The following is a 24,792-nucleotide window of genomic DNA, read 5'->3' as shown; positions in this document are numbered from 1 at the left end:
ACTGGCAGCGGCGCAGGAGGCGCCTGCACTGAAAGATGGACAGGGGTGGTCACGGGCGGCCTCAGTTGCGGCTCAGTTCTGCGAGCTTGCGGTCAATCTCGGCGACCTTGGCCTGCTTGTCGGCGGCAGGCAAGCTTGCGTCGGCCTCGAATTTGTTGCGCTCCTTGAACAGCTCCAGCTGGCGGATGGGAATCAGTTGGGCATTGGTGGAGGCTTTGAAGGCCGACAGCTTGGAGATCTTCATCAGGACATCCTTTTCCTGCTGGCCACCTTGGCCGTAGCCATAGAAAAAGTCCTTGAGCTTCTGCTTGGTCGCATCAGGCAGGTCCTTGCGCATGACGAGCGGGTCCAGCGGGATCAGGGGTGAGGTCCAGACGACACGGATGTCCTTGAACTTCTCGGGCAGGCGGTCCTTGATCTTGTCCAGGTTCTCGCTGTTGTTGGTGGCCACGTCCACCTGCCTGTTGGCCACTGCCAGCGCGTTGCTCTCATGGTTGGCACCCCGGGACACCTTGAAAGCGGTTTTGGCATCGATCTTGTTCTGCGCAAAAACGTAGTAGCTGGGCACCAGGAAGCCGGAGGTCGAATTGGGATCCCCATTGCCGAACGACAGGTTCTTGGCATTCTTGATCACGTCGTCCAGCGACTTGAGCGGGCTGTCCTTGTGGACGATCAGGTGCGAGTAGTAGCCCTGGGTCCCGTCGGCGTTGACCATCTGGGCAAAAATTTCGCCGCCGGCGCGGTCTACCGCTTCCATGGCCGACTTGTTGCCGAACCACGCCACATGCACCTTGCCAAAACGCATGCCTTCAATGATGCCGGCATAGTCCGGCGCAAAGAAGGCGTTGACCTTGTAGCCGGTCTTTTTCGCCATGTCTTCCAGCAGCGGCTGCCAGTCCGACTTCAGGTTCTGCGACGACTCGGTCGAAATGATGCCGAAATTGATTTCCTTCAAATCCTGCGCATGCGCGGGCGCCAGGGTGACCAGCGCCGCGGCGGCCAGTCCGGTCAGTAGTTTTTTGATCATGGTGATGTCCTTGAAATGTTGAAAGAAACAGTGGTGGCTCAGGCGGCCTGCGCCATGGGGGTTGGCCAGGCGAGGTGGGGGACGGGTTTGACCTTGTCTTCGAGGCTGGAAATGGCGTCGCCCAGGGACAGGATGTCGTCGGCCTCGGCGCCATAGAGATCGCGCAGCACGGCGGGCGTCAGTCCGACCGAAGGACCGTCGTACACCACCTTGCCCTGGTGCAGGGCGATGGTGCGGGCGCAGTACTTCATGGCCACGTTGACCTGGTGCAGCGACACCACCACGGTGCATTGGTCTTCGCGGTTCACGCGGGCCAGGATGTCCATTACCTTGCGCGAGGACTCGGGGTCCAGCGAGGCAATCGGCTCGTCGGCCAGCACCACTTTGGCACCCTGCACCATGGCCCGCGCGATCGCGGCGCGCTGCTGCTGGCCGCCCGACAGCGTCGATGCCCGCTGCCCACAACATTCGGCGATGCCCACCCGGCGCAGCGCCTCGAGCCCTCTGGCCTTTTCCTCGGGCGTGAACCAGCGGATCAGGCTGCGCCACATCGGCACCTTGTGCAGGGTGCCGGCCAGCACGTTGACAATCACCGGCAGCCGGCCCACCAGATTGAACTGCTGGAAAACAAAGCCGATGCCCGAACGCACCGACCGGATATTGGACGCGATTTTCCCGTTGCGCTGCACGGTCCTGCCGTGGATCACGATGGAGCCCTGCGCCGACGCGTCGCCGGCCATCAGCCCCGCCATGTGCCGCAGCAAGGTGGACTTGCCGGATCCGGAAGCCCCGATCAGCGCCACCATTTCGCCGGGCGCAATGCTCAGGTCAATCTGCTGCAAGGCTTTGCGGCCATTGCCAAAGGTCTTGCTCAGTGTATTGATTCGAATGGCTGCTTCCATGGTCTCTCCGGGGGTGTTGAACCGGGTTGAATCTAGGGCCGCAATGTGTCGTTTTGATGTCAGTGCCCGGCTGCGGCCTGTCCACAGGGTGCCCACCGTCCCCGACGCAGGCGTAGCACAATAGGCCCATGCCCTACCTGCCCGCCTTTATCGCCCCCACCCGCTACGCCGACCCGGCTGCCGCACTGGCCCAGGTACAGCGGATTTATGACCAGCAGATTGCCCACCTGCGCGATGCCATGCAACGCTACGTGGCGGGCGAAACCCTGCCCGGCCATGTGCGGGCCTGTTACCCCTTTGTGCGTGTGCACACCGAAACCGTGGCGCGCGCGATCCTGGAAACGCCCGACATTTCCCAGCTCAGTTATGGGTTTGTGGCCGGGCCGGGTCGTTTTGAAACCACGCTGACGCGGCCCGACCTCTATGGCAACTACTACCTGGAGCAGTTCCGCCTGCTGATGCAGAACCATTCGGTCGAGCTGGAAGTGGGCACCAGCACCCAGCCCATTCCCGTGCACTTTTCGTTTGCCGAGCACGACCACATCGAAGGCAACCTGAGCGCAGACCGGCGCATGCTGATGCGTGACGTGTTCGACCTGCCCGACCTGGCGGCCATGGACGACGGCATCGCCAACGGTACCTACGAACCCCGGCCGGGCGAGCCGCAGCCGCTGTCGCTGTTCACCGCCGCCCGGGTGGACTACTCCCTGCAGCGCCTGCGCCACTACACCGGCACCTCGCCCCAATGGTTCCAGAACTTTGTGCTGTTCACCAACTACCAGTTCTACATCGACGAATTTGTGCGGCTGGGCCATCAAGAAATGGCGCGTCCGGACAGCGACTACATCGCCTTTGTCGAGCCCGGCAATGTGGTCACGCGCCGCGCGGGCCTGCCGGCCAGCACCGGCGACGAGCTGGGCATGCCGCCGCCGCGCCTGCCGCAGATGCCGGCCTACCACCTGATGCGCGCCGACCGCACCGGCATCACCATGGTCAACATCGGCGTCGGGCCGGCCAACGCCAAAAACATCACCGACCACATTGCCGTGCTGCGGCCCCATGCATGGATCATGCTCGGCCACTGCGCGGGGCTGCGCAACAGCCAGCAGCTCGGCGACTACGTGCTGGCGCACGGTTATGTGCGCGAAGACCACGTGCTGGATGAAGAGCTGCCGCTGTGGGTGCCGATTCCGGCGCTGGCGGAGATCCAGGTGGCGCTGGAACGCGCGGTGAAAGATGTGACCCATCTGGAGGGTCCGGACCTCAAGCGCATCATGCGCACCGGCACCGTGGCGTCCACCGACAACCGCAACTGGGAACTGCTGCCCGGCAACCAGCCCCAACGCCGCTTCAGCCAGAGCCGCGCCGTCGCGCTGGACATGGAAAGCGCCACCATCGCCGCCAACGGGTTCAGGTTCCGCGTGCCCTACGGCACGCTGCTGTGTGTCAGCGACAAGCCGCTGCATGGCGAGATCAAGCTGCCTGGCATGGCCAACCATTTCTACCGCGAGCGCGTCGACCAGCACCTGCGCATCGGCATGCGGGCGATTGAACTGCTGCGTGCCCAGGGCAGCAGCCAGCTGCACAGCCGCAAGCTGCGCAGTTTTTCGGAAGTGGCCTTCCAGTAGGGCGGCTGCAACGGCGCCCAGGGCAATCGCACCTAAATTAATAGCAAGAATGTACGCTGTTGTGCCAGAACTGAGGAAACTGTAGCCTTCTCAGTTTTTGGAACAGGACAGTTGATGAGTACAGGGATAAGCCTGCTGGAACACTTGGGACGAGTGCCTGACCCACAGATCAAACGCATGCAGCGGCACGAATTGATGGACATTCTGGTGATCGCGCTGTGCGCAGTCATAGGCGGGGCCGATGATTGGGTTGGGGTGGTGGAGTTTGGGAAATCCAAACGGGAATGGTTTTCCAGCTTTTTGAAGTTGCCCAATGGCATCGCCTCGCACGACACGTTCGGGCGGGTGTTCCAGATACTGGACTCCCAGGTGCTGGAGCAAGTGTGTATGGAGTGGCTGCAAGGCATTGCCGGACAAATCGAAGGCGTGGTGGCCATTGATGGCAAAAGCCTGCGCGGCTCACGCAACGCCAAGCAATCGCCCCTGCATATCGTGAGCGCCTGGGCGTGTCAGAACAGCATGCTGCTGGGGCAAGTGCAAACGGACAAAAAGTCCAACGAGATCACGGCCATACCCGAACTGCTGAAGCTGCTCAGCCTCAAAGGCTGCATCGTGACCATTGATGCCATGGGGTGTCAAAAAGCCATCACCAAAGCGATCATCGACGCGCAAGCGGACTACGTGCTCAACCTCAAGTCCAACCATCCTTATCTGCACCGGCAAGTCGCCTCGTGGTTTCAAAAAAACCATGAAACCGACTTTACCCAACAAGCGCACAGCTACAGCGCGCAGCACGCACAGACCAACAACCACGGTCGCGTAGAACGCCGGGAACATTGGCTCATGGAAGTGCCAGAGTATTTGAAGCGGGCGACCAAATACTGGACGAAGCTGCAAACCATCGCCATGGTGCGGCGCACACGTCAGGTGGGGGACAAGACCAGCGAGGAAACTCATTACTACATCAGCAGCCTGCCCTTGACCGCAGGCGCCAAGCGTATCGCCCAAGCCATCCGTAGCCACTGGGCGGTGGAGAATGAGTTGCATTGGTCGCTGGATGTAGCCTTTCGCGAGGACGCCAGCCGGGTGCGAAAGGATGAAGGGCCTGCGAACCTGGCGTGCCTACGACGCCTTGCGCTGACCCAGCTTAAACGCGAGACCAGTTTGAAAGTGGGACTCAAAAACAAGCGCAGCCGAGCGGGCTGGGATCCCTCGTATATGGAAACAGTCTTGAAAACTGGCGTGCTATCAATTTAGGTGCGATTGCCCTGCAACGGCGCCCTGTTTGCTATTGTTTCAATAGCTGACTATCGTTATCCGCACTTGGTAAAACACCTGTTTTGTTTGCAGGTTCAGGCAACAGTGTGCTGCAGGGGTTGCCCCGCATGCCAGCGCGCCAGGTTGGCCAGGAACAGCTCGCAGACACGGCGATGGTTGCCGTCGGAGTGCCCCGCCGAATGCGGCGTGACGATGACGTTGGCAAGCCCCCAGAGGGGAGAATCCCGCCCCAGCGGCTCGTGCTCGAACACATCCAGGTAGGCACCACCGAGGCGCCCTTCCTTCATGGCCTCGACCAGATCGCTCTCAACCACCACCTCCCCCCGGGCCACATTGACCAGACAGGCCCCGGCCGGCAGGGCCGCCAGCGCCTCCCGGTTCACCAGACCCCGGGTCTGCGCCGTCAACGGACAGGCCAGCACCAGCCAGTCGGCGCGCGGCAGCACCGCGGACAGGCCCGCGAAACTCACTGTCTCGGCGCCTTCTCCTCCGACCGGGGTCGAGGACTGGCGCACCACGACGAGCCGCAGGCCCAGCAGGCGCAAAAACGCGCCCAGGCGCTGCCCGATCGGCCCCCAGCCCACCACAACCGCGGTCTGCCCGGCCAGGTCGCGCGGGGCCTGGGCTTCGCCCACCAGCGGCGCCCAGAGGCGTGCCTGCTGCGCCGCCATGAGTTGCGGAAAACGCCGCGCCAGCGCGAGCAGGCCCGCCAGCGCGGTGTGTGCCACCACCTCGGCATTGGCGCCGGAGGATGTGGTGACCTGCACGCCCCGTGCGCGCAGCTCGGGGTAAATCGGGCGGTCGGCGCCAGCCGAATGGATGTGCACCCACTGCGGCGCAGCGGATCGGCGCAGCGCGGCATAAAAAGCCTGCAGGCCGTCGGTCAGCACATGTTTGGTCGACAGGCCGGTCACATCGCGCGAGATGAAGGCCAGGTCCACATCGGCCTGCGCCGCCTCCGCTTCGGCTGCCGTGAGCAGTTCAAAGGCACGTGGTCCCAGCACGCCCGCTATGGCAGGCGCCAGCGCCTGCCGGACTTCCGCCGATAGCAGAATGCGAAGCGGTCGTGTCATCGGACGGCTATTCGGCGCGGGCGCCGGACTCCACCACGATGAGCTTCCATTTCTCGTACTCGCGCTGCACGAACTGCGCAAACTGCGCGGGGGAGCCACCCACCGGGTCCGCCCCTTCGCGGATCATCTGCTGCTCCATCGCCGGCACCGCCACCACCTCGTTGACCGCCTTGTTCAGCGCGCTGATGACGGCCTCGGGCGTGCCCTTGGGGGCAAAAAAGCCAAACCAGGAGCCCGCCTCAAAACCGGGGAAACCTTTCTCGGCAATGGTCGGCACCTCGGGCATGGAACGGGACCGCTTGCCACTGCTGACCGCAATCGGACGCAGCTTGCCGGCCTGGATGTGCGGCATCACCGACGGGATCGTGGCAAACATGAACTGCAGGCGGCCGGCCAGCAGGTCGCGCACGGCGTCGGCGCCCTTGTAGGCAATATGTGTTGCCTCGAAGCCGCCACGCTTGCTCATCATGTAGCCCGACAGGTGCGAGGACGTGCCGACCCCGGTCGAGCCGTAGTTCAGCTTGCCCGGGTTGGCCTTGGCGTAGGCGACGAACTCCTCCACCGTCTTTGCACTGACGGAGGGATGCACCACCAGCACATTCGGCACGTCGGCAATCTGCACCACGGGAACCAGGTCGGTCAGCGGGTTGTAGGACAGCTTGCTGTAGAGCGTGGGATTGACCGCGATCGGGCCCACCGAGTTGACGATCAGCGTGTACCCGTCGGGTGCCGACCGGACCACCGCTTCGGTGCCGATGTTGCCGCCGGCGCCGGGCTTGTTGTCGATCACGAACTGCTGCTTCAGGCGTTCGGACAGTTGCTGCGACACCAGCCGCGTCAGGATGTCGGTGGTCCCGCCGGCGGTGAACGCCACCACCACCCGCACCGGCTTGGCCGGGTAGGTCTGGGCCAGCACGCTGCCCATCCCCGCAGCGCCCAGAAGCAAGGCGGCGGTGATGCGTGCGCCCTGGCGCTGCAGGCCGTTGCGCCGGCTCCCGGGTGGCGTGGGGACCAGGGGCGGTGAATGAAAAATCGTCGTTTGCATGGTTTGTCTCCTGCTGTGGTTTGCGCGTTGCGCGGGTAGCCTGGCTTGTGCCGTCAGGTCTTGTAATCGGGATCGCTGCGGTCGAGTTTTCTGAGCAGCGCTGGCCACTCCATCAGGCCGTAAGGGCGGCGGGTGCCGGGCTGGTAGTTGCTCCAGGTCTCCTCCAGCACAGGCTGGGAGACCGGCACAAACGCGGTGTTGCAGGCCATCGCCGCCAGCTGGGAACGGCAGGCCAGTTCCAGCCGGTGCATCCAGTTGAACGCCTCGCCGATGCTGCGGCCGACGGTGAGCACGCCATGGTTGCGCAGGATCAGGGCCTCGCCGGCGCCCAGGTCCCGCACCAGCGATTCCTGTTCGTCCAGATTGAGCACCACGCCGCAGTAGTCGTGGTAACCGATCTTCAGGAAACGCATCGCCGTCTGGGTCAGGGGCAGGAGCCCGCATTCCAGCGAAGACACGGCCATGGACGCCCAGCTGTGCGTGTGGATCACGCAGGCCACCTCGGGCCGGGCTTCGTGCACCGCGCTGTGAATCACATAGCCGGCCTTGTTCACGCCGTAATTGAGCGCGCCGAAATCCGGCTTGGACAGGATGTTGCCGGCATGGTCGATCTTGATCAGGCTGGACGCGGTGATCTCCTCGTACATCATGCCGTAGGCGTTGATGAGGAAGGCCCCGTCCTCGTCGGGCACACGCGCCGAGATGTGGTTGGCCATCATGTCGGACATGCCATAGATGTCCACCAGCCGGTAACAGGCCGCCAGGTCCACGCGCGCCTGCCATTCGGCGGGTGAGCAGCGGCTTTTCATCGATTCAATGTTCAGGGTGCCGTCGTCTTGCATGAACTGTCTCCAGGGTTGGTTCGCATCTCAATCCCCACCGAGCTTCAGGGTGCTGGGCAGGCGCTTTTCAATGGCCCATTTGAGCAGGGCCGCGCTGCGGAAGATCCCGTGGGCAAACTTGCCATAGGGCAAGGTCAGGAACAGCGCCATCACCACGCCCAGGTGGATGGCCAGCAGCAGCGCCATGGCCGGGGTATCGCGCCAGGCCAGCAGGGCCAGGCCGGTCAGGCTGGTGAAAAACAGCAGGGCGATGAAGCCACGGTCCATGGGTTTCTGCGCCGCATCGCCGTGCTGTGGATGGCGCCGCAGGTTGAGCCAGAACAGGCCGGCGGGGCCGACCAGCAAGCCGATACCACCCACCGTTCCCAGCAGCACCGGCAGGCTGCTCAAGGCATAAGGCGCCTGCAAGCCCAGCAGGTAGTGGTAAAGCGTAGCCACGCTGGTCGCGGCAAAACACAGCATGAAGCCGTAGAAGGTGGCGTGGTGAAAACGCCGGCGCCACAGCGTGAAGGCGTCGTCGCTTTCGTTGCAGCCCTCGCCATGCCCGCCGTCCAGGTACTTCAGGCGCAGCACATTCAGGCCGGCTTCGGTCACCGCAGGGCCTGTGGCTTCGCCGGGGGACACCTCGCGCCAGAACTTGCGCACCCCCAGGCCCAAGGCCAGCGTCGCGAACAGGAAGACGGGCGCAAACATGGAGACCAGCAGGTTGTGCGGAAAGATGGCGTAGAAGTTGCCCGACAGCGGCGCGTGCCACAGCGTGCCTTTCATGAGCACGACCAGCACCAGGAACAGCGCCAGCCCCGCAGCCAGCGCCAGTGCCACGGTCAGGCCGTTGCGCTTGTACAGCACGCCCAGCGCGGGCGGCCAGGCGTAGTCGGCATAGGTCTGGCCGCGCACCTGGGCCATGGCCTGCGGCACGTTGACGGCGAACTCGTGCGGTGGCGCGTACTGGCAGGCATGCAGGCAGGCCCCGCAGTTGTGGCACAGGTTGGCCAGGTAGTGGATGTCGGCCTTGCCGAACTCAAGCCGGCGCGTCATGGCGGGGAACACGGCGCAAAAACCTTCGCAATAGCGGCAGGCATTGCAGATCTGCAGTTGCCGGCCGACTTCGGTTTCGTAAGGCGTCAGCAGTATCTCGCCGAGCGCCAGCGCGCGGGCGTCGCGGGTCAGGGCTTCAAGTTGCTGCAAAATTTGCTCCATTTTTTATAGCAGATAACGCAGCCCGGGTACCGGCAATGCGGCCAAATGCCGTACCGATCGACATCCCGACCCCGGCCGTGTAGCCCTTGCCGAGCACGTTGCCGGCCATCATTTCGCCGGCGACAAACAGGTTGTCGCTGGGCTGGCCACCAAAATGCACGGCCGCCTGGTCGTTGACCTTCAGGCCCAGGTAGGTGAAGGTGATGCCGGGCTTGAGCGCGTAGCCATAAAACGGCGCGGTGTCCAGGGGCCGCGCCCAGTGCGTCTTGGCAGGCGCCACACCTTCGGTATGGCAGTCGTCCAGCGCCGTGTGGTCGAAGGTGCCGATGCGGCAGGCGGCGTTGTAGTCGTTGAGGGTCTGCATGAACGTGGTTTCGTCCAGGCCGAGCTTGCGGGCGAGTTCGGACAGGCTGTCGGCTTTGACGCCAGGGAACACCGGTGGCATGAAGCGGCCTATGGCTTTGGCGTCGATGATGGAGAAGGCAGTCTGCTGCGGTTGCTGGGCCACCAGGCGGCCCCAGATGGCGTAACGCTTGGGCCAGAAATCCTCACCCTCGTCGTAAAAGCGTCTGGCGTGCCGGTTGACAACCACGCCCAGCGAGACGCAGTCGATGCGGGTGCAGATGCCGCCGTCGTACAGCGGCGCGCGCGCGTCGATGGCCACCATGTGGGCCTGCGTGGGGTCGCCAATGCTGTCGGCCTGGTGCTCGTCCAGCAGGTGTTTGAGCAGCACGCCCTTGTTGAAGGCCGTGCCGCGAATCAGGAAGTTGTCGGCCGGCCATTCGCCGTCGGCGTTCTGGCCCCAGGCCTCGCGCAGCCATTCGCGGTTGGACTCGAAGCCGCCGGCCGCCAGCACGCAGGCTTTGGCCTCGATACGCTCATCGCCAGCGTACGCGGCTGCAAACCGGCCATGGCGAATGTCCAGGCGGTTCACCGGCGTGTTGTAACGGATCTGCACACCCAGTTTTTCGGCGCTGCGGTAGTAGGCATTGACCAGCGCCTTGCCGCCGCCCATGAAAAAGGCGTTGGTACGCGCCACATGCAATGCGCCCGACAGCGGGGGTTGGAAATGCACGCCATGCCGGCGCATCCAGTCGCGGCAACCGGACGAGGCACGAATGGTGAGCCGGGCCAGGTGCTCGTTGGTGATGCCGCCGGTCACCTTGAGCAGGTCCTGCCAGTATTCCTCTTCCGGGTAGGCATCGATCAGCACGTCCTGCGGCGCATCGTGCATGCAGCGCAGGTTGCGGGTGTGGCTGGAATTGCCGCCGCGCCATTCGCGCGGCGCCGACTCCAGCAGCAACACGGAGGCACCGGCCTCGCGCGCCATCAGCGCGGCACACAGGGCCGCATTGCCGCCGCCAATGACAAGAACATCAACCATCGGGGAAAACCTCCATCAACGGCACCCGACTGAACGGGCACCCGCCATGCACACAGGGGTGCAACTTTCATGAATGAACCAACCAACGCTGTCGTGTGTTCGACGCGACATTGACTGTAAGCGCTGACCAACCCCGGCGTCAGGGGGCCTCCGGCATAAGGGCATCACCATTCGTGATGCCCTTGTGCCGGAGGCCGCATCAGCCTGACCCTGCCGTGCCGGCGGACATCGCCGCAAAGCGGCCGGCACGCCGTCCGGACACAAAGGCCCAGGCCAGGTGATGGCCGTGCCCCTTGAGCAGCAACCCGCCCTGCCCGGTCGAACCGGCGGCATACAGGCCGGGCAAGGCCTGCCCGCCGGCGTCCAGCACCCGGTGCTGCGTGTCGACCGCCAGGCCACCCTCGCTGTGCACAAAAACCGAACGTACCGGCCCCAGGGCCATGTAGGGCCCGGCGCCGAGCGGATGCACAGCGCCCGAAGCCGCGTTGTTTGCCAGCACCGCCGCATCCATGCCGAGCTTGCACGCCAGCGCCTCCAGCGTCGGGGCTACGGTGCAGACATCCGGCCGGTTTTTCTGATAGTCCGGCACATAGGCGTAGGCAATACCGGGCGCGGTGGACACAAAGTCGGGCCAGGCCGAAAAACGCTTCGCCAGCGCCTGGTCGATCACGATGTAGCCGACCTTGCCGGGCTGGTCAGGCAGGCGCCAAGCCGGGCGATCCAGCTCGTTGCCAAACCGTTCGCCGCGGCAGTTGACCAGCAGGGCCCCGGCCTCGAACAGCGTGGGCGAAGGCGCCAGTGCGGTGGTGAGAAACTTCATCATGAAGGGCCGCAGCAGCACCGCCGGCAGGTGATCCAGCGACCATTCCATGAAGGCGGCCAGCCAGCGCCAGGGCGGCAGGCGGCGCATCAGGGTCTCGGTGGCCGGGGCGATGAAGCGGATTTCGGGGCCGAGCGCCAGGTCGCCATTGAGGATGGTTGCTCCGAGCGCCTCGGCCATGCGCTGGCCGTCCCCGGTGGCGGTGACATTGACACCCTCGACCTTGGCTTCCTGCGCTCCCATGAAGCGTGCCTTGAAGTCGGCGCCGTTGGTGAAGTCGCCCGCGGCCAGCACCACGCCGCCACGCGCGGTGAAGCACAGCAGCTCCGTGCCGCTCCCGGCATCGACGCCGGTGACGCGGCCTTCCCGCTGCACCAGGGCCGTCACAGGCGTGGCGGTCCGGATATCGACCCCGGCGCGGCGCGCGCGGCGCTCGAGGTGGTAAATGAAGGAACGCGAATTGGGCAGCACGTTGTGCATGCGCGGCTGGCGGTGCGGTGGCTCGGGCATGGGGCCCATGAAACGCACGCCGGAGTCCAACAGCCACTGGAAGGTGTCCGGCATCCCGTCGCACAGGATCCTGCGCAACTCGTCGTTGTCTCGCCCGGCCAGGTCGCCGGCAAAGCCGGGCATGTCGGCCCAGTGGTCCGCCGGGTTATCCACAATGCCCCGCTTTTTCTGGTGCGGCGTCTGCGTCGCGCTGACCGAGCCTATGGACCAGGCGGTCGAACCACCGAGCGCCGGGTTTTTCTCGAGCAGCACCACGCTGCGGCCTGCCGCACGCGCGGCTATGGCTGCCGCCAGGCCGGCACCGCCGCCGCCGACCACCACCACGTCATAGACCAACTCCTGACGCATCAGTCACCACTCCTCAGAACTTGTGAAGAAATCGTAGCGAGCGGCCCGAGCGCAAGGCGGACGGAGCGCAGGAACCGGAACGTACTTCCTGTACGTGAGGATTCCGAGCACCGCCCAACGCCGCGATCGGGGCGCGCAGTAGATTTATTCATAAGTTCTCAGTCGAGCTTGATGTTGGCCGCGTCTATCACGGCGCTCCACTTGTCGGTCTCCGTCTTGTTGCGTTTGACCGCATCGGCCACCGAACCGCCCAGCGGCAACACCCCCTGAGCCTCCCAGCGCTGCACCAGATCGGGTGCCTTGAGCACGGCATTGATTTCAGCATTGAGTTTGTTGACGATGGCCGCCGGCACGCCCCGTGCCGTCGAAATGGTGTACCAGGGCACGGAGGAATACCCGGGCACGCCGGCTTCGGCGACCGTCCGCACATCAGGCAGACTGGGGTTGCGCGTGGTGCCGGTCACGGCCAGGGCGCGCACCTTGCCGCCCTTGAGCTGCTGGTGCGCCGTTCCCAGGCTCTCGAACAACATGTCGATCTGGCCGCCCAGCAGGTCGGCCATGGCCGGTGCGCCACCCCGGTAGGGCACGTGCACATAGTCGATTTTCGTCATGTAGCGGAACAGTTCGGCCGCCATGTGCATGGCCGAGCCGTTGCCTGCCGAACCGTAGCTCAGCTTGCCGGGCTGGGCGCGCGCCAGCGCCAGCAACTCGGCCACTGACTTGGCCGGCAGGTCCTGCCTGACCAGCAGCACGCTGGGGCTCTCGGCGATCAGGATCACCGACTGCAGGTCATTGAGCGGATCGTAGCGCAGGTTCTTGTAGAGCTTGACCGCGCCGTTGTGCGCGATGGTGCCCAGCATCAGCGTGTAACCGTCTGCCGGCCCCTTGGCCACGAGTTCCGCCCCGGTGTGACCGCCAGCGCCGGGCTTGTTCTCGATCACCACGGCCTGCCCCAGGCGCGGACCCAGTTTTTCGGCCACCATGCGGGCCAGCATGTCGGCCGGGCCGCCGGCTGCATAGGGAACTACGAGCTTAAGGGGCCTGGAGGGGTAGGCCTCCTGAGCTGGCGAAAAAGTGGAAACAGCGAACAGGGCTGTCGCCAGAAGGGGGCGAAAAAATTTCTTGAACATGTTTGTCTCTCTTTTTGTTTATTGAAAAATGCAGGTCATCCAACGCGAGAAAACGGGGAAGACGGGGCCTTTCCGTAGCGCGCTTCGCCGGGTTTCAATCGAGCTGCAATTTGGCCGCTTCGATCACGCGGCTCCACTTGGTGGTTTCCGATTTGAAAAAGGCGGCTGCCTCCGCCGGCGTATTCGGCGTGTAGTTGATGCCCAGCTTGTCGTACCGCGCCACCACGTCGGGGGAGGCCAGCACGCGCTGCACATCCTTGTTGAGCTTGTCCACCAGCGGGGCCGGCATGGTGCTGGGCGCAGCCAGCGTGAACCACGAGGTACCGCTGTAGCCCGGCACGCCGGCTTCGGCGATGGTGGGCACATCGGGGAAGCGCGGGTCGCGCCTGGGACCGGTGACGGCCAGCGCGCGCAGCTTGCCACCCTGCACATGCGGCATGCCCGACGACATGTTGTCGAACATCACCTGCACCTGGCCGCCAATCAGGTCGATCAGGGCCGGGCCGCTGCCTTTGTACGGCACGTGGTTGAGTCGGGTGCCGCTGGCCAGTTCGAACAGGGCCGTGACCATGTGCACCGACGACCCCGGACCGGCGGAGGCGTAGTTGATCTTGCCCGGGTTGGCTTTGGCATCGGCCAGAAAATCGGCAAAGGTCTTGTACGGCGAGTTGGCTGGCACCAGTACCAGGTTGGGCGCCTCGCCGATGATCATGACCGGCTGCAGCTCGGTGGCCGGGCTGTAGGCCAGCTTGCGGTAGCTGGCGTAGGCCGCATGGATGCCGATGGTACCCACCAGCAGCGTGTAGCCGTCGCCGGGCGCCTTCGCCACGATCTGGGCGCCCAGGTGGCCGCTGGCGCCGGGCTTGTTGTCGACCACCATGCTCTGGCCATACGTCGTCGCCAGGCGCTCTGCAATGATGCGGCCGAGGATGTCGGTCGCGCCGGCCGGGGCGAAAGGCGCCACCAGGCGGATCGGCTTGTTGGGATAGTCCTGCGCCATGGCGGCACCGCCCGGTCCGACCCAGCCCACCAGGGCGGCCAGCAGGCCACTGCCCCAAATTTTCAGAAAGGTGTTTTTCATGTCTGCATCCTCAGTTGTTCGAGTGTGATCACGGGACGTTGCTCGTAGGGCTGATCCCACTGCCGGTAATTGCTGCGATCCACGATCTGCACCGGCAGCTCAACCGATGCCGGTACCGCCTCGCCGCGCAGGTGGCGCACCGCGCACTCGGCGGCCAGGAAAGCCATCTGCATGGCATTGAAGTCGGCCGTGGCGAGCATGCGGCCGGCGGCGATGGCGTCGATGGCCTGCGGAATCGCGTTGACGCCGACCACCGCCGCCGTCTGGCCAGCGGCATCCAGCGCGTCCAGTACACCGATGGCCATGATGTCGTTGGCCACCAGACAGGCATCGGGCGGCGCGTTGTCGCGCAGCCATTGCCCCGTGCGCTCACGCGCCACGTCGCGTAGGTAGTCGCCCGCCACCTGGCCCGCCCATTCAATGCCCGGGTACAGGCTGGCCACCGCGCGAAAGCCGCGCAGCCGCTCCAGGCTGGTGAAGGACTCCTCGGGCCCGGTGACGACAAGCACGCGCCCCTTGCCCCGCAGATGGGTGAAGAGGTAAGTGGCAATCGCCAGCGACAACTGGTAGTCGTCCGAACTGACATAGGCCACGCTGGGCGCGGCCTCTATCGGATTGACAAAGCCGATCAGGGGGATGCCGGCCGCGGCGACACGGCGTATCGCCGGATCCACCTTGCTGGCATGCACGGGCGAGAACACAAAGGCGTCCGGCCGCGGATCGAGCGCCAGCGCCTGGTCAATCAGCGCGCTCTGCTCTTCGGGGTCGTCACCCTTTTTCGGCACAAAGTGCAGCACCTCGGCCCCGAAAGCCGCGGCGGCGCGCTCGGCGCCGAGTCGCGCCGCGCCGTAAGCGGGGTTCGTGAGGTTCTTGGTAAAGACCGCGAGTCTCATGATCAGGTTTGCGAGAACAGCATGTTTTGCCGCCGGGCCGCCCCAAGGCAAACCGCGGCCCCCTCGGGGGGCAGGGAGCTACACGCAGTGAGCGATCGTGGGGACCACATGCTTAGACCATGCCACCGTTGGGCTGAATGATCTGACCGTGCACCCACGAGGCCTTGTCGGAGGCGAGGAAACCCACGACCTCGGCCACCTCTTCGGGCGTGCCGATGCGGTTGAACGGGCTCATGGCGGCCGATCGCGCCTTGGCTTCGTCGGTCTTGCCGGCCCGGAACAGGTCGGTGTCGACCGGGCCCGGCGCCACGGCATTGACGCGTACCTTGCGCGGCGCCAGCTCCTTGGCCATGGAACGCACCAGGCTTTCCACCGCCGCCTTGGTCGCCGTGTAGGGGCCGCCGCCCGGCACGCCGATGCGCACCATGGAGGTCGTCAGCGCGATGATGTTGCCGCCATCCGCCACATGCCGGGCGGCCGCACTCAGGACGTTGAAAGCGCCAACGATGTTGACCTCCACCAGCTTGCGGAAATTCTCCGGGTCGAACTGCGCCATCGGGCCGGGCGGCACATTGATGCCGGCGTTGGCCACCACGCAGTGCGGGGCGCTGCCGAAGTCGCGCGCCACGTCGGCAAACACCTGCTCCACCTGGGACGGTTCGCAGATATCAACGGCATAACCCCTGGTCCGGCCCCCACCGATCTTCTCCGGCAGGTCGGGGGCGCTGGAGACATAGGTGTAGGCGACATCGAAGCCGCTTTCCGCCAGTTTCCGCACGCTGGCCGCACCAATGCCGCGGGTACCACCAAAAACCAGGGCGATCTTGTTGCTCATGTGAAATCCTCGAATGAATTGAAGTGAAAAGGCTCAGGCAACAAAAGGCTTGCCGTAGAGGGGTTCCTTGTACGGAATCGGTGGCAGTTGCCAGGTGCCGGTGGAAGGTGGACGCACGTCGGCATCGACATGGACGTCGATCACGCAAGGGCGCCGGTTCTTGAGCGCCTGTTCGACCGCTGCGGCCAGTTCCTGCGGACGCGTGACCGTCATGCCATCGGCGCCGCAGGCTCTCGCCCAGGCGGCAAAGTCGGGGTTGTAGGGCTTGCCGGTCGCGCCGTGATAAAACGCCGTGCCGATTTCACGGCCATCGAACAATCCGTATTGCAGGTCGCGGATCGCGCCCCAGGCGAAGTTGTTCCAGATGATCCAGACCACCGGCAGGTTGTATTCCACCGCCGTGCAAAGCACGTAGGGCGCCATCGTGAAGCCGCCATCGCCCACCACGGCGACGCAGGGGCGATCCGGTGCCGCGAGCTGGGCGCCCATGACGCCGCACACGCCAAAACCCATGGACGAGTAGCCCCAGCTGTTGAGCATGCTCTGCGGTCGCTTGGCCTTCCAGAACTGCATGAACCAGTTGTGGTGCACGCCGGAGTCGAGGGCGAGGATCACGTCATCGGGCAGTATTTTCTGCAGCGTGCCAACCACGAATTCGGGCCGCAGCGGACTGGTCGAATCGCCAAAATGGGGGCGCACAAAGGCTTCCCACTGCGCCTGCCAGCCCTGCACCTGTGCCAACCAGGGCGCATAACGTGTGGCCGTGATGCCGGGGCGTGCCGGCAAGGCATTGAGCAGCTGGCGCACGAACACCTTGACGTCGGCGATGATGCCCAGCGTCGGCGCGTAGTTGCGGCCCAGCTCCTGCGGGTCGATGTCCACATGCACCAGCTTTGTCTTGGGAAAGTTCCACGAGTAGCCCTCGTGCCAGCTCGATGAGCTGCGGTCGTCGAAGCGCGTGCCCAGCGTGATCACCAGGTCGGAGCGGCGACCTGCCTCATTCGCCGGGTAAGCGCCGTTGCGGCCTATGAAGCCCAGCGCCAGCGGGTGGTCGCCGGCAATGCAGCCCATGCCGTTGGGTGAGGTGATGACCGGAATGCCCAGGCGGTCGGCAAACTCGGTGATCTCCACGCCGGCTTCCGACAAGGTGGCGCCATGGCCGATGAACAGCACCGGCTGGTGGGCCGCAGCCAGCAGGTCCAGCGTGGTCGCCACATCGAGGTCATTGGCACCCGGCCGGTGCTCGCGCTGGATGTTGGACGCCGGCGGCAATTCGACATCGTCCTCTTCCTGGTAGACGTTGTAGGGAATATCCAGGTTCACCGGACCGGGACGGCCGGTGACCATGGTGTCCATGGCCTGGCGCAGCGCCAGCGGCAACATGTCCACGCGCGTGGGCTGGAAGGCGCGCTTGACCACCGGGCGCATGACCTGCGCGAAGTCGGCCTGGTTGTGCTTGTACAGTTCCTGGAACGGTGCGCGGTTGTGCTGCGAGGTCGGGACGTTCGATGTGATGCACATGAAGGCCGAGGAGTCCGACAGCGCGGTGGCACAGGACATCACCATGTTGGCCGAACCGGGACCGGTGGAGGTCAGCGTGGCCACCGGCTTGTGCTTGACGCGGAAATAGGCATCGGCCATGTGGCCGGCACATTGTTCATGACGCGGCGAGATCAGCTGGATCTTGTCGCGCACGTCGTACAGGGCATCGAGAATGCCCACATTGCCATGGCCGCAGATGCCGAAGATATAGGGCATCTTTTCCTGGACCAGGTATTCGGCGATCAGTTCGCCACCCTTCATTTTGGGCATGATTGTTGTCCTTGTTGAGTCGGTTGGGACAGGGCCTGCCGCTGCGCGGCTGCGACCTGTCCTGCAATATGTCAGGTCGTCGTGAAGGTCACGATGCGTTCTTCGGTCATTTCATGCACCGCATAGTACGGGCCCTCGCGGCCGAAGCCGCTGTCCTTGGATCCGCCGTAAGGCATCAGGTCGACTCGCGAGCTCGATGTCTCGTTGATATGCACGCCGCCGACCTCGAGCTTCTGCGCCGCAGAAAACGCATCGCCCAGCCGGTTGGTGAAAATTCCGCTGGCCAGGCCGAACGGCGTGGCGTTGACCCGTTCAATGGCCTGGCTCAGCGTGCTGAAAGAGGCGATGCAGACGACCGGGCCAAAGATCTCGCAACAGCCAACCTTCATCGAATCGCTGATGGATGTCAGCAGCGTCGGCGGCACGACCGCGCCCTGGCGCGGGCCGCCTGCCAGGCAGACCGCCCCCCCGGCCACCGCTTCCTGGATCCACGCAGCGATCCGGATGGCCGCTTCCTCGCTGATCACCGGGCCGACCACCGTGGCCGGGTCGTGCGGATCCCCGAACGGCAGGGCCTTGACCAGTGCAGCCAGGCGGGTTTCCACTTCCTTGATCAGCGACTCATGCACCAGCAGCAACTGCACCGAGGTGCAGACCTGGCCCGCCTTGCGGTAACCCGCGTTGACGATCTTGGGCAGGGCTGCATCGAGGGATGCATCGTCACACAAAATGGTGCAGGCGATCGATCCCAGCTCCATCTGCGTGCGGCGCAAGCCGGCCGACTGCTGGATTTTGCGGCCGACCTCGGTGCTGCCGGTGAAGGCGAAAAAGCGGACGCGTTCGTCTTCCTGCAGCCACTTGACGACGTCGGCACTGCCATGCAGCACCGACAGGAAACCGCGCGGCATGCCGGCTTCGATCAGCACCTCGGCCAGCTTGCAGGCCGTCAGCGGCGTGTGGGTGGAGGGTTTGAGGATCACGGCGTTGCCGGCAGCGAAGGCCGGCGCCACCTTGTGCGTCACGGTATTGAGCGGTGAATTGAACGGCGTGATCGCAGCGATCACGCCCAGCGGCACACGCAGCGTGAAACCAATGCGTCCGGCCTGGTTGGGTGCCCCCGCCAGCGGGATCACATCGCCGGCAAGGCGGCGCGCCTCTTCGGCCGACAGCTTGAGGGTCTGGATGCAGCGCCGCACTTCGCCCGCGGCGTCGGATGCCGTGAAGCCGGCCTCCAGCTGCATGGTTCGCACAAAATCGTCGAGACGGGCATCCATCAGCGCGGCAGCACGCTCCAGAACCGCGCCGCGTTCGAACGCCACCGGAACGCCGCGGCGAAATGCCGCGTGCGCGCCATCGACGGCCCGCCTGACCTGCGCCGCATCGGCCAGGGTGATGGCGGCGAAGGGCTGCAGCCGGTATTTGTCATACACGGATACCCTCGGGCCGTCGCCTTCCACCCATTCGCCATCAACGAACAAGCCATAGGTGGCCTGCTGCGTGGCATCCAATACCTGCTGATCCATCAAAGCAGTTCCCCTTCGTCATGCGCCGGTGTGGTGATCACCAGGAACACCAGACCTGACACGCCGGTGTTGGTGAAGCTGTGGCGAACGCCGGGCGGCACGTAGACATAGTCATTCGGGCGCATCAGGTGCCTGTCGTCGTCGAGCGTGAGCACGCCTTCGCCTTCCAGAACGTAGTAAACCTGCTCCTGGATCTTGTGCACATGCTCACCCACGTAGGCGGCCGGCGCGTAGCGCGAAATGCGGAAATCCATCCGGCTGCTTCCGGTGTTTTCGGGAGCGGCCAGCGCCTTGGACAGGGCGCCGCCAAAATGGCCGGGGTATTCTTTCCAGGGCAGGTTGGCCATCTTCTCGATGAGCGCCTTTCCCCGGGCTGCTGGTTTCTGACTCATGGTGTTTCCTGTGGTGAAGTCAATGGACTTGCCGCCGCTGCAACCGGCGTACGTGCGTACGTGCGTCATTCGAAGAGTTGGAAAAATTGTAGGGAGACTTGCTGTAAATGGAGAATACCGATTTCAGAGATGGGTCATAAGACAAACCTATAGGTCGCACGCAGGCCTTTCATCACAACCAGAGAATCTTCTTGCGGTAGTCGAGGTCGGTCAGCAGGGGCTGTGCCGGGCCTTCGTGGAAGACCGCACCACGCTCCAGCGCAAACACGCGGTCCGACAGCGCCAGCACCAGGTCCAGGTTGTGCTCGACGATCACGATGGCCACGTGCTGGCGCAGCTTGTCGAACACGGTGAAGAGTTCCTGCACCACGGTCGGGGCCAGGCCCTCAAACGGTTCATCGAGCAGCAGCAGCCTGACATTGCCTGACAGCGCACGCGCGACGGCCACCATTTGCTGCTCGCCGCCGGACAGGTAATCCGCTGCGACATTCATGCGCGCTTTCAGGCGCGGAAAGTACTCGAGGATCTGCGCCTCGCTCCAGACGATGCCATCGCGGCCGTCGGTCGCGCGGGCCAGGCGCCCCAGCGCCAGGTTTTCCGCGACCGTCATGCCTGCAAACAGCCCGCGGCCCTGCGGCACATACCCGATGCCGAGCCGGGCGATGTCGGGCGCACTCATGCCGGCGATGTTCCGGCCGGCGTAGTCGATTTTTCCGGATGCGGGTTTGACGAGGCCGGTCAAGGCCTTGAGCAGGGTGGATTTGCCGGCGCCGTTGCGGCCCAGCAGCGCGACGATCTCGCCCTCGCGCACCTGCAGACTGGCATCGTTGAGGATGTGGCTCTTGCCGTAAAAGGCATTGACCTTGTTGAAATCAAGTACCAGCGGCCGCTCGCCCGAGGCCAGGCCGGAGCGCCCCGTGACCGGCGGCGTGCCGGTCCCGGTGTAGATTTCCTGCACGCGGGGGTCGTTGCGCACTTCGTCGGGCGAGCCGCTCATCAGCACCTCGCCCTGGTTCATCACGGTGACACGGTGCGACAGGGACAACACGCGGTCGATGTCGTGCTCGACGATCAGCACCGGGATGTTGGCGGCGATCGTCGTCACCAGGCGCGAGACGCGCTCACGCTCGGCCGCAGCCAGCCCCGCCAGCGGCTCGTCCATCAGCAGCACTTGCGGCTTGGAACCCAGGGCGATGCCGAGATCCACCAGCCGCTGGCCGCCATAGGACAGGTCGCCGCCACCGACGTCTTCCATGCCCTGCAGCCCGAGGAATTTCATCAGCTCGGCGGTTTCCGCGTGGATCCCCGGATAACTGTCGATGTCACGCCAGACATTGAAGCGCGCCGGATGCTGCGCCTGCAGGGACAAGCGCAGGTTTTCATAGATCGTCAGTCCCTGGAACAGGTTGGTGATCTGGAACGAGCGCGCCAGGCCCTGCCGGCAGATCTGCTCCGGCGGCAGGTGCTGGATTTCCCGGCCGTGCAGGCACACCGTGCCGGCATCGGCCATGAACATGCCCGAGATCAGGTTGAAGGTGGTGGTCTTGCCGGCGCCGTTGGGGCCAATCAGCGCATGGATTTGCCCGGCCTCAACGGTCAGGCTATTGCCACGCACGGCCTGGATGCCACCGAAACGCTTGCTGATGCCCTGAACATCGAGCACGGCACCTTCCCGGCGTGCCGGGCGCAGGAACTCGGGCAGGGGCAGCCCTTCATAGATCTTGCGCTTGCTCATGGCCGCGCCATCTTCGGGCGGCGGGCGAAAGCGCTTGTGCAGTTGCGCCCAGATGCCGCTCAGGCCGGCCGGCGAAAAAATGATGAAACCGACGAAGATGAGGCCGAAGTAGAGCAGCCAGTTGTCGGTCCAGATGGAGAACAGCTCGCGGAACAGCAGGAAGAACAAGGCGCCCAAGGCCGGGCCCAGGAAGGTATGCATGCCGCCTATCACCACCATGGCCAGCAGCTCACCCGAGAAGTGCACGGCGGTCGACTCGGCGGCCGCCAAACGGTGCAGGAACACCATCAGCGCACCAGCCAGGCCGGTCACCGTGGCCGACAGCACGAAGACCAGCAGCTTGTACTTGTCGGTGTCGTAGCCCTGGAAGGTGGCACGCTGCTGGTTCTCGCGGATGGCCACCAGCACATGGCCGAACGGCGAGCGCACCACACGCTGCAGGGCGTAAACCACACCCAGTGCAACCACGGCGACCAGCGCGTAGTAGGTCAGGTGGTCGTCCAGGTTCAGCGGACCCAGGGTGCCCCGCTCGATACCACCCAGGCCGCCCTCACCGCCGGTCAGGCTGGTCCAGCGAAAGGCCGTGGCGAAGGTCAGCGCGCACAGGGCCAGTGTCAGCAGCGAGAAGTAGACACCGCGGCGGCGCAGGATCAACAAGCCGACGATCAGCGACAGCGCGGCCGTGAACAGGATGGCAAAAGCAAAGGGCAGCAGCATCTGGCCCTTGAACCAGTGCAACTGGGAAAGTGCGGCGGCATAACCGCCGATGCCGAACCAGGCGGCGTGACCGAAGGACACCAGACCGGTGTAGCCGACCAGCAGGTTCAGGCCCATGGCCGCCATGGCAAGGATCACCACCACGGTGGCGGCGTCCAGCGTCAGGCCGATGGCCTGGAACGCGACGGGCAGCAGGACCAGGCTGGTCGCCCCGATCAACAGGGAGCGGTATTTGGTAGTCAGAAAAGCAGTCATTGTTGTCGTTCTCACTCGAAGCGCTCGATGCGCTCACCCAGCAGGCCACGCGGCCGGAACATCAGCACGAGGAACATCAACACGTACATGGAGGCCTCGCTGGCCGCCGGCAGGAAGTGGGTGGTGATGCCACGCACCACGCCCACCAGCAGGGCCGCCAGCACCACACCCCAGAAGCTGCCCAGACCACCGATCACGACGACCACGAAGGCGACGGTCATGATCTCCATGCCCATGGCCGGATGCACGATGGCAATCGGGCCGAACAGCACGCCGCCCAGGGCAGCGGTGGCCACGCCCAGCATGACAACGGCCGTCATATAGGGCTGTAGCTTGATGCCCAGCACCGCCACCATGTCCGGCTTCTGTACACCGGCGCGCACCACCCGCCCGAAAGCCGTCTTGTGCAGCAACAGCCAGATGCCCGCCATGACCACGGTCACCACGCCCAGGATGAAGAGCCGGTATTTGGAAAACATGAAGTCGCCCAGAATCACACTGCCCTTGAACTCGGGCGGCATGGTGGAAGGCAGCGGGGCCGAGCCCCAGATCATGCGCAGCGCCTGCTCGGCCACCAGGGCCAGGCCGAAGGTGACCAGCAGGCTGAGGATGGGGTCGGCGGTGTAGAAGCGGCGCAGCAGGTAGCGCTCGAACAGGATGCCCAGCAGACCCACCAGCATGGGCGTGACGAAGATGCTGCCGCCGAAGCCGACGTACTTGATGACTTCCAGCGACAGGTAGGCGCCCAGCGCATAGAAGGCACCGTGCGCCAGATTGACGATGCCGCCGACGCTGAAGATCAGGGACAGGCCCAGCGCCAGCAAGAGGTAATAACCGCCGAGTACCAGGCCGTTGACGACCTGCTCGAGCAAAAACATGATTTCCATGGGGGTCCAGAGGGGAGGTGGAAGACACGCCGGCACCGCCATCGGCCCGGGTGGAACCCGGGGCACCGCCTGTACGGCACCCCGGTGTTATCAACGCGCGGCCTGCCTACATCTTGCAGGCACTCTCCGACTTTGGCGGCGCCAGTTTTTCCAGCGGCTCGCCCGCTGCAGGCACGGCCTCGCCGAACTGCAGGAAGTCCTGCTTGTTTTTGGCCTGGCTCTTGGCCTTGACGGTGAAGGGATAAGCCTCCTGCATCAGTTGATGGTCCCAGCTGCGGAAGTAGGCTTTGCGCGCCTTGAGCACATCAAACTGGGCTTCCGACTCGAAATAGGCAATCAGCTTCTCGGTGTCGGTCGACTTGGTGGCGGTCATGGCCTGGGCCATCATCTTGAGCGAGACGTACTCGATCCAGGCATGGTTCTCAGGGATGCGGCCGTACTTCCTGGTGAACTTCTCCACGAAGGCTTGCGAGCCCGGGGTCTTGAGCTCATGGTGCCAGACCGTCGGCCAGATGCCACCCAGGTTGCCCTCGCCGGCGGCCCAGGCGTCGGCCGTGTTGAGGTTGAAGCCAGCCACCGGGAACTGCATCCCGAACTCGGCGTACTGCTTGACGAAATTGGTCACCTGGTTGCCGCCCAGATTGGTGGCGATAAGGTCGGGCCGGGCCTGCCGGATCTTGAGCAACTGCGCGCTGAAGTCGGTCAGGTCGGTCGGCACCAACTCGTCACCAATCACCGTGCCGCCGTTGGCCGCAAAGAAGCGCTTGGCCTGGCGCGACAGGTCATGGCCGAACAGGTAGTCGGATGTCAGGGCGTAGATCTTCTTGCCCTTGACCAGGCCCTCGCGCAGCAGCGCCTCGCCGGCGGCGTTGACCATCACCGTCACCGGGATGTCGACGTGGAAGGTGTAGCGGTTGCAGTCCTTGCCGCGCAGCGCGTCGGAGCGCGCGCCTATGCTCATGAACAAGGTCTTGTTGCGGGCCGCGACCTGGGAAATGGTCAGGGCCGAGGCGGAGTTGATTTCGCCCATCAACACCGTCACCTTGTCGCGCTCGATCATGCGCTGCGCCTTGCTGGAAGCCGTCTGCGGATTGACCGAGTCTTCACTGATGACATCGAGCTGGCGGCCCATCACGCCGCCGGCGGCGTTGATCTCCTCGGCTGCCATCTTGATGCCCTGCACGGCGTAGTCGCCCAGCGCACCCAGGAAGCCGGTGAGCGGCGTCAGATGGCCGATTTTGATTTTTTCTACCTGGCTGTGGACCATCGCCGGAAGCCCCAGCGCTGCCACCCCCGCCATCGCAACACCTGCCTTCAATGCACCGCGTCGCTGTGGCGACTGCAATGCAGGACCGCAACCCTTTTCTTCATGTTCCATTTGTCGTCTCCTTTTTTATTGACCGAAGCGGCCAAATTTTTGATGGGTGCCGAATTCTAGGAAGGCCACTGAAAAAGGGAAAATACCGTTTTCCGAG

At 64.5% G+C, this 24,792-nt stretch carries 20 protein-coding genes; 2 read left to right on the top strand and 18 right to left on the bottom strand.

Translation table 11 applies throughout. The annotated features are described in order from the left end of the window. Window positions 1-61: 61 nt before the first annotated feature. Both phnD and phnC read right to left on the bottom strand, forming a co-directional pair. Window positions 62-1,027 carry a phosphonate ABC transporter substrate-binding protein gene (gene phnD / locus B7G52_RS06130; protein ID WP_096696752.1) on the bottom strand — a complete coding sequence of 322 codons (966 nt, stop codon included), beginning with the start codon at window positions 1,025-1,027 and terminating at the stop codon, window positions 62-64. Between the two features lie 38 nt (window positions 1,028-1,065). Beyond that, window positions 1,066-1,929 carry a phosphonate ABC transporter ATP-binding protein gene (gene phnC, locus B7G52_RS06125; protein ID WP_096696751.1) on the bottom strand — a complete coding sequence of 288 codons (864 nt, stop codon included), beginning with the start codon at window positions 1,927-1,929 and terminating at the stop codon, window positions 1,066-1,068. 128 nt (window positions 1,930-2,057) lie between these two features. Here phnC and B7G52_RS06120 point away from each other — a divergent pair, with 128 nt between their 5' ends. Together B7G52_RS06120 and B7G52_RS06115 are read left to right on the top strand one after the other, a co-directional pair. Further along, complete coding sequence (locus B7G52_RS06120) at window positions 2,058-3,557, top strand: AMP nucleosidase (protein ID WP_096696750.1); 1,500 nt, start codon at window positions 2,058-2,060, stop codon at window positions 3,555-3,557. 114 nt (window positions 3,558-3,671) lie between these two features. Then, window positions 3,672-4,814 carry an ISAs1 family transposase gene (locus tag B7G52_RS06115; RefSeq protein WP_096696749.1) on the top strand — a complete coding sequence of 381 codons (1,143 nt, stop codon included), beginning with the start codon at window positions 3,672-3,674 and terminating at the stop codon, window positions 4,812-4,814. A gap of 95 nt (window positions 4,815-4,909) precedes the next feature. Here the strand turns inward: B7G52_RS06115 and B7G52_RS06110 are convergent, their stop codons facing one another. From B7G52_RS06110 to B7G52_RS06035, 16 genes are all read right to left on the bottom strand, one after another. Next, entirely contained in the window at window positions 4,910-5,908 is a 999-nt protein-coding gene (locus B7G52_RS06110; RefSeq protein ID WP_096696748.1) for an NAD(P)-dependent oxidoreductase, read from the bottom strand. A gap of 7 nt (window positions 5,909-5,915) precedes the next feature. Next, the gene (locus B7G52_RS06105) at window positions 5,916-6,833 is read right to left on the bottom strand and encodes a tripartite tricarboxylate transporter substrate binding protein (RefSeq protein WP_096696781.1); all 918 of its coding nucleotides are present in this window, start codon (window positions 6,831-6,833) and stop codon (window positions 5,916-5,918) included. Window positions 6,834-7,006: 173 nt separating this feature from the next. Beyond that, the gene (locus B7G52_RS06100; RefSeq protein ID WP_096696747.1) at window positions 7,007-7,795 is read right to left on the bottom strand and encodes a class II aldolase/adducin family protein; all 789 of its coding nucleotides are present in this window, start codon (window positions 7,793-7,795) and stop codon (window positions 7,007-7,009) included. A gap of 27 nt (window positions 7,796-7,822) precedes the next feature. Further along, window positions 7,823-8,983: a tricarballylate utilization 4Fe-4S protein TcuB gene (tcuB, locus tag B7G52_RS06095; protein WP_096696780.1), complete on the bottom strand. Its 1,161-nt coding sequence runs from the start codon at window positions 8,981-8,983 to the stop codon at window positions 7,823-7,825. Beyond that, entirely contained in the window at window positions 8,970-10,379 is a 1,410-nt protein-coding gene (gene tcuA / locus B7G52_RS06090; RefSeq protein WP_096696746.1) for an FAD-dependent tricarballylate dehydrogenase TcuA, read from the bottom strand. The genes tcuB and tcuA overlap by 14 nt, the downstream gene beginning before the upstream one ends. Before the next feature lie 199 nt (window positions 10,380-10,578). Beyond that, window positions 10,579-12,057: an FAD-dependent oxidoreductase gene (locus B7G52_RS06085; RefSeq protein WP_096696745.1), complete on the bottom strand. Its 1,479-nt coding sequence runs from the start codon at window positions 12,055-12,057 to the stop codon at window positions 10,579-10,581. Between the two features lie 158 nt (window positions 12,058-12,215). Further along, window positions 12,216-13,187 (bottom strand): tripartite tricarboxylate transporter substrate binding protein, encoded by a 972-nt coding sequence (locus B7G52_RS06080; RefSeq protein WP_096696744.1) that lies wholly within the window; start codon window positions 13,185-13,187, stop codon window positions 12,216-12,218. A gap of 94 nt (window positions 13,188-13,281) precedes the next feature. Further along, window positions 13,282-14,268 (bottom strand): tripartite tricarboxylate transporter substrate binding protein, encoded by a 987-nt coding sequence (locus B7G52_RS06075; RefSeq protein ID WP_096696743.1) that lies wholly within the window; start codon window positions 14,266-14,268, stop codon window positions 13,282-13,284. Continuing rightward, window positions 14,265-15,161 carry a sugar ABC transporter substrate-binding protein gene (locus B7G52_RS06070; protein ID WP_096696742.1) on the bottom strand — a complete coding sequence of 299 codons (897 nt, stop codon included), beginning with the start codon at window positions 15,159-15,161 and terminating at the stop codon, window positions 14,265-14,267. The genes B7G52_RS06075 and B7G52_RS06070 overlap by 4 nt, the downstream gene beginning before the upstream one ends. Before the next feature lie 112 nt (window positions 15,162-15,273). Continuing rightward, entirely contained in the window at window positions 15,274-15,996 is a 723-nt protein-coding gene (locus B7G52_RS06065) for an SDR family oxidoreductase (protein WP_096696741.1), read from the bottom strand. A gap of 33 nt (window positions 15,997-16,029) precedes the next feature. Next, the gene (locus tag B7G52_RS06060; protein ID WP_096696740.1) at window positions 16,030-17,808 is read right to left on the bottom strand and encodes a thiamine pyrophosphate-binding protein; all 1,779 of its coding nucleotides are present in this window, start codon (window positions 17,806-17,808) and stop codon (window positions 16,030-16,032) included. A gap of 71 nt (window positions 17,809-17,879) precedes the next feature. Further along, window positions 17,880-19,331: an aldehyde dehydrogenase family protein gene (locus B7G52_RS06055; RefSeq protein WP_096696739.1), complete on the bottom strand. Its 1,452-nt coding sequence runs from the start codon at window positions 19,329-19,331 to the stop codon at window positions 17,880-17,882. Continuing rightward, window positions 19,331-19,723, bottom strand: coding sequence for a cupin domain-containing protein (locus B7G52_RS06050; protein ID WP_096696779.1), 393 nt, complete (start codon window positions 19,721-19,723; stop codon window positions 19,331-19,333). Before B7G52_RS06050 ends, B7G52_RS06055 begins: the two co-directional genes overlap by 1 nt. Before the next feature lie 172 nt (window positions 19,724-19,895). Beyond that, a complete protein-coding gene (locus B7G52_RS06045; RefSeq protein WP_096696738.1) occupies window positions 19,896-22,430 on the bottom strand; it encodes a branched-chain amino acid ABC transporter ATP-binding protein/permease in 2,535 nt (844 codons plus the stop codon). 11 nt (window positions 22,431-22,441) lie between these two features. Continuing rightward, window positions 22,442-23,317 carry a branched-chain amino acid ABC transporter permease gene (locus tag B7G52_RS06040; protein WP_096696737.1) on the bottom strand — a complete coding sequence of 292 codons (876 nt, stop codon included), beginning with the start codon at window positions 23,315-23,317 and terminating at the stop codon, window positions 22,442-22,444. Window positions 23,318-23,423: 106 nt separating this feature from the next. Beyond that, window positions 23,424-24,695 carry an ABC transporter substrate-binding protein gene (locus B7G52_RS06035; RefSeq protein ID WP_096696736.1) on the bottom strand — a complete coding sequence of 424 codons (1,272 nt, stop codon included), beginning with the start codon at window positions 24,693-24,695 and terminating at the stop codon, window positions 23,424-23,426. Window positions 24,696-24,792: the final 97 nt, after the last annotated feature.

The sequence above is a fragment of the Polaromonas sp. AER18D-145 genome (assembly GCF_002379095.1).
Lineage (GTDB): Bacteria > Pseudomonadota > Gammaproteobacteria > Burkholderiales > Burkholderiaceae_C > Polaromonas.
The sequence above is the reverse complement of the archived record's forward strand: the minus strand, read 5'-3'. Positions and strand labels throughout refer to the sequence as shown.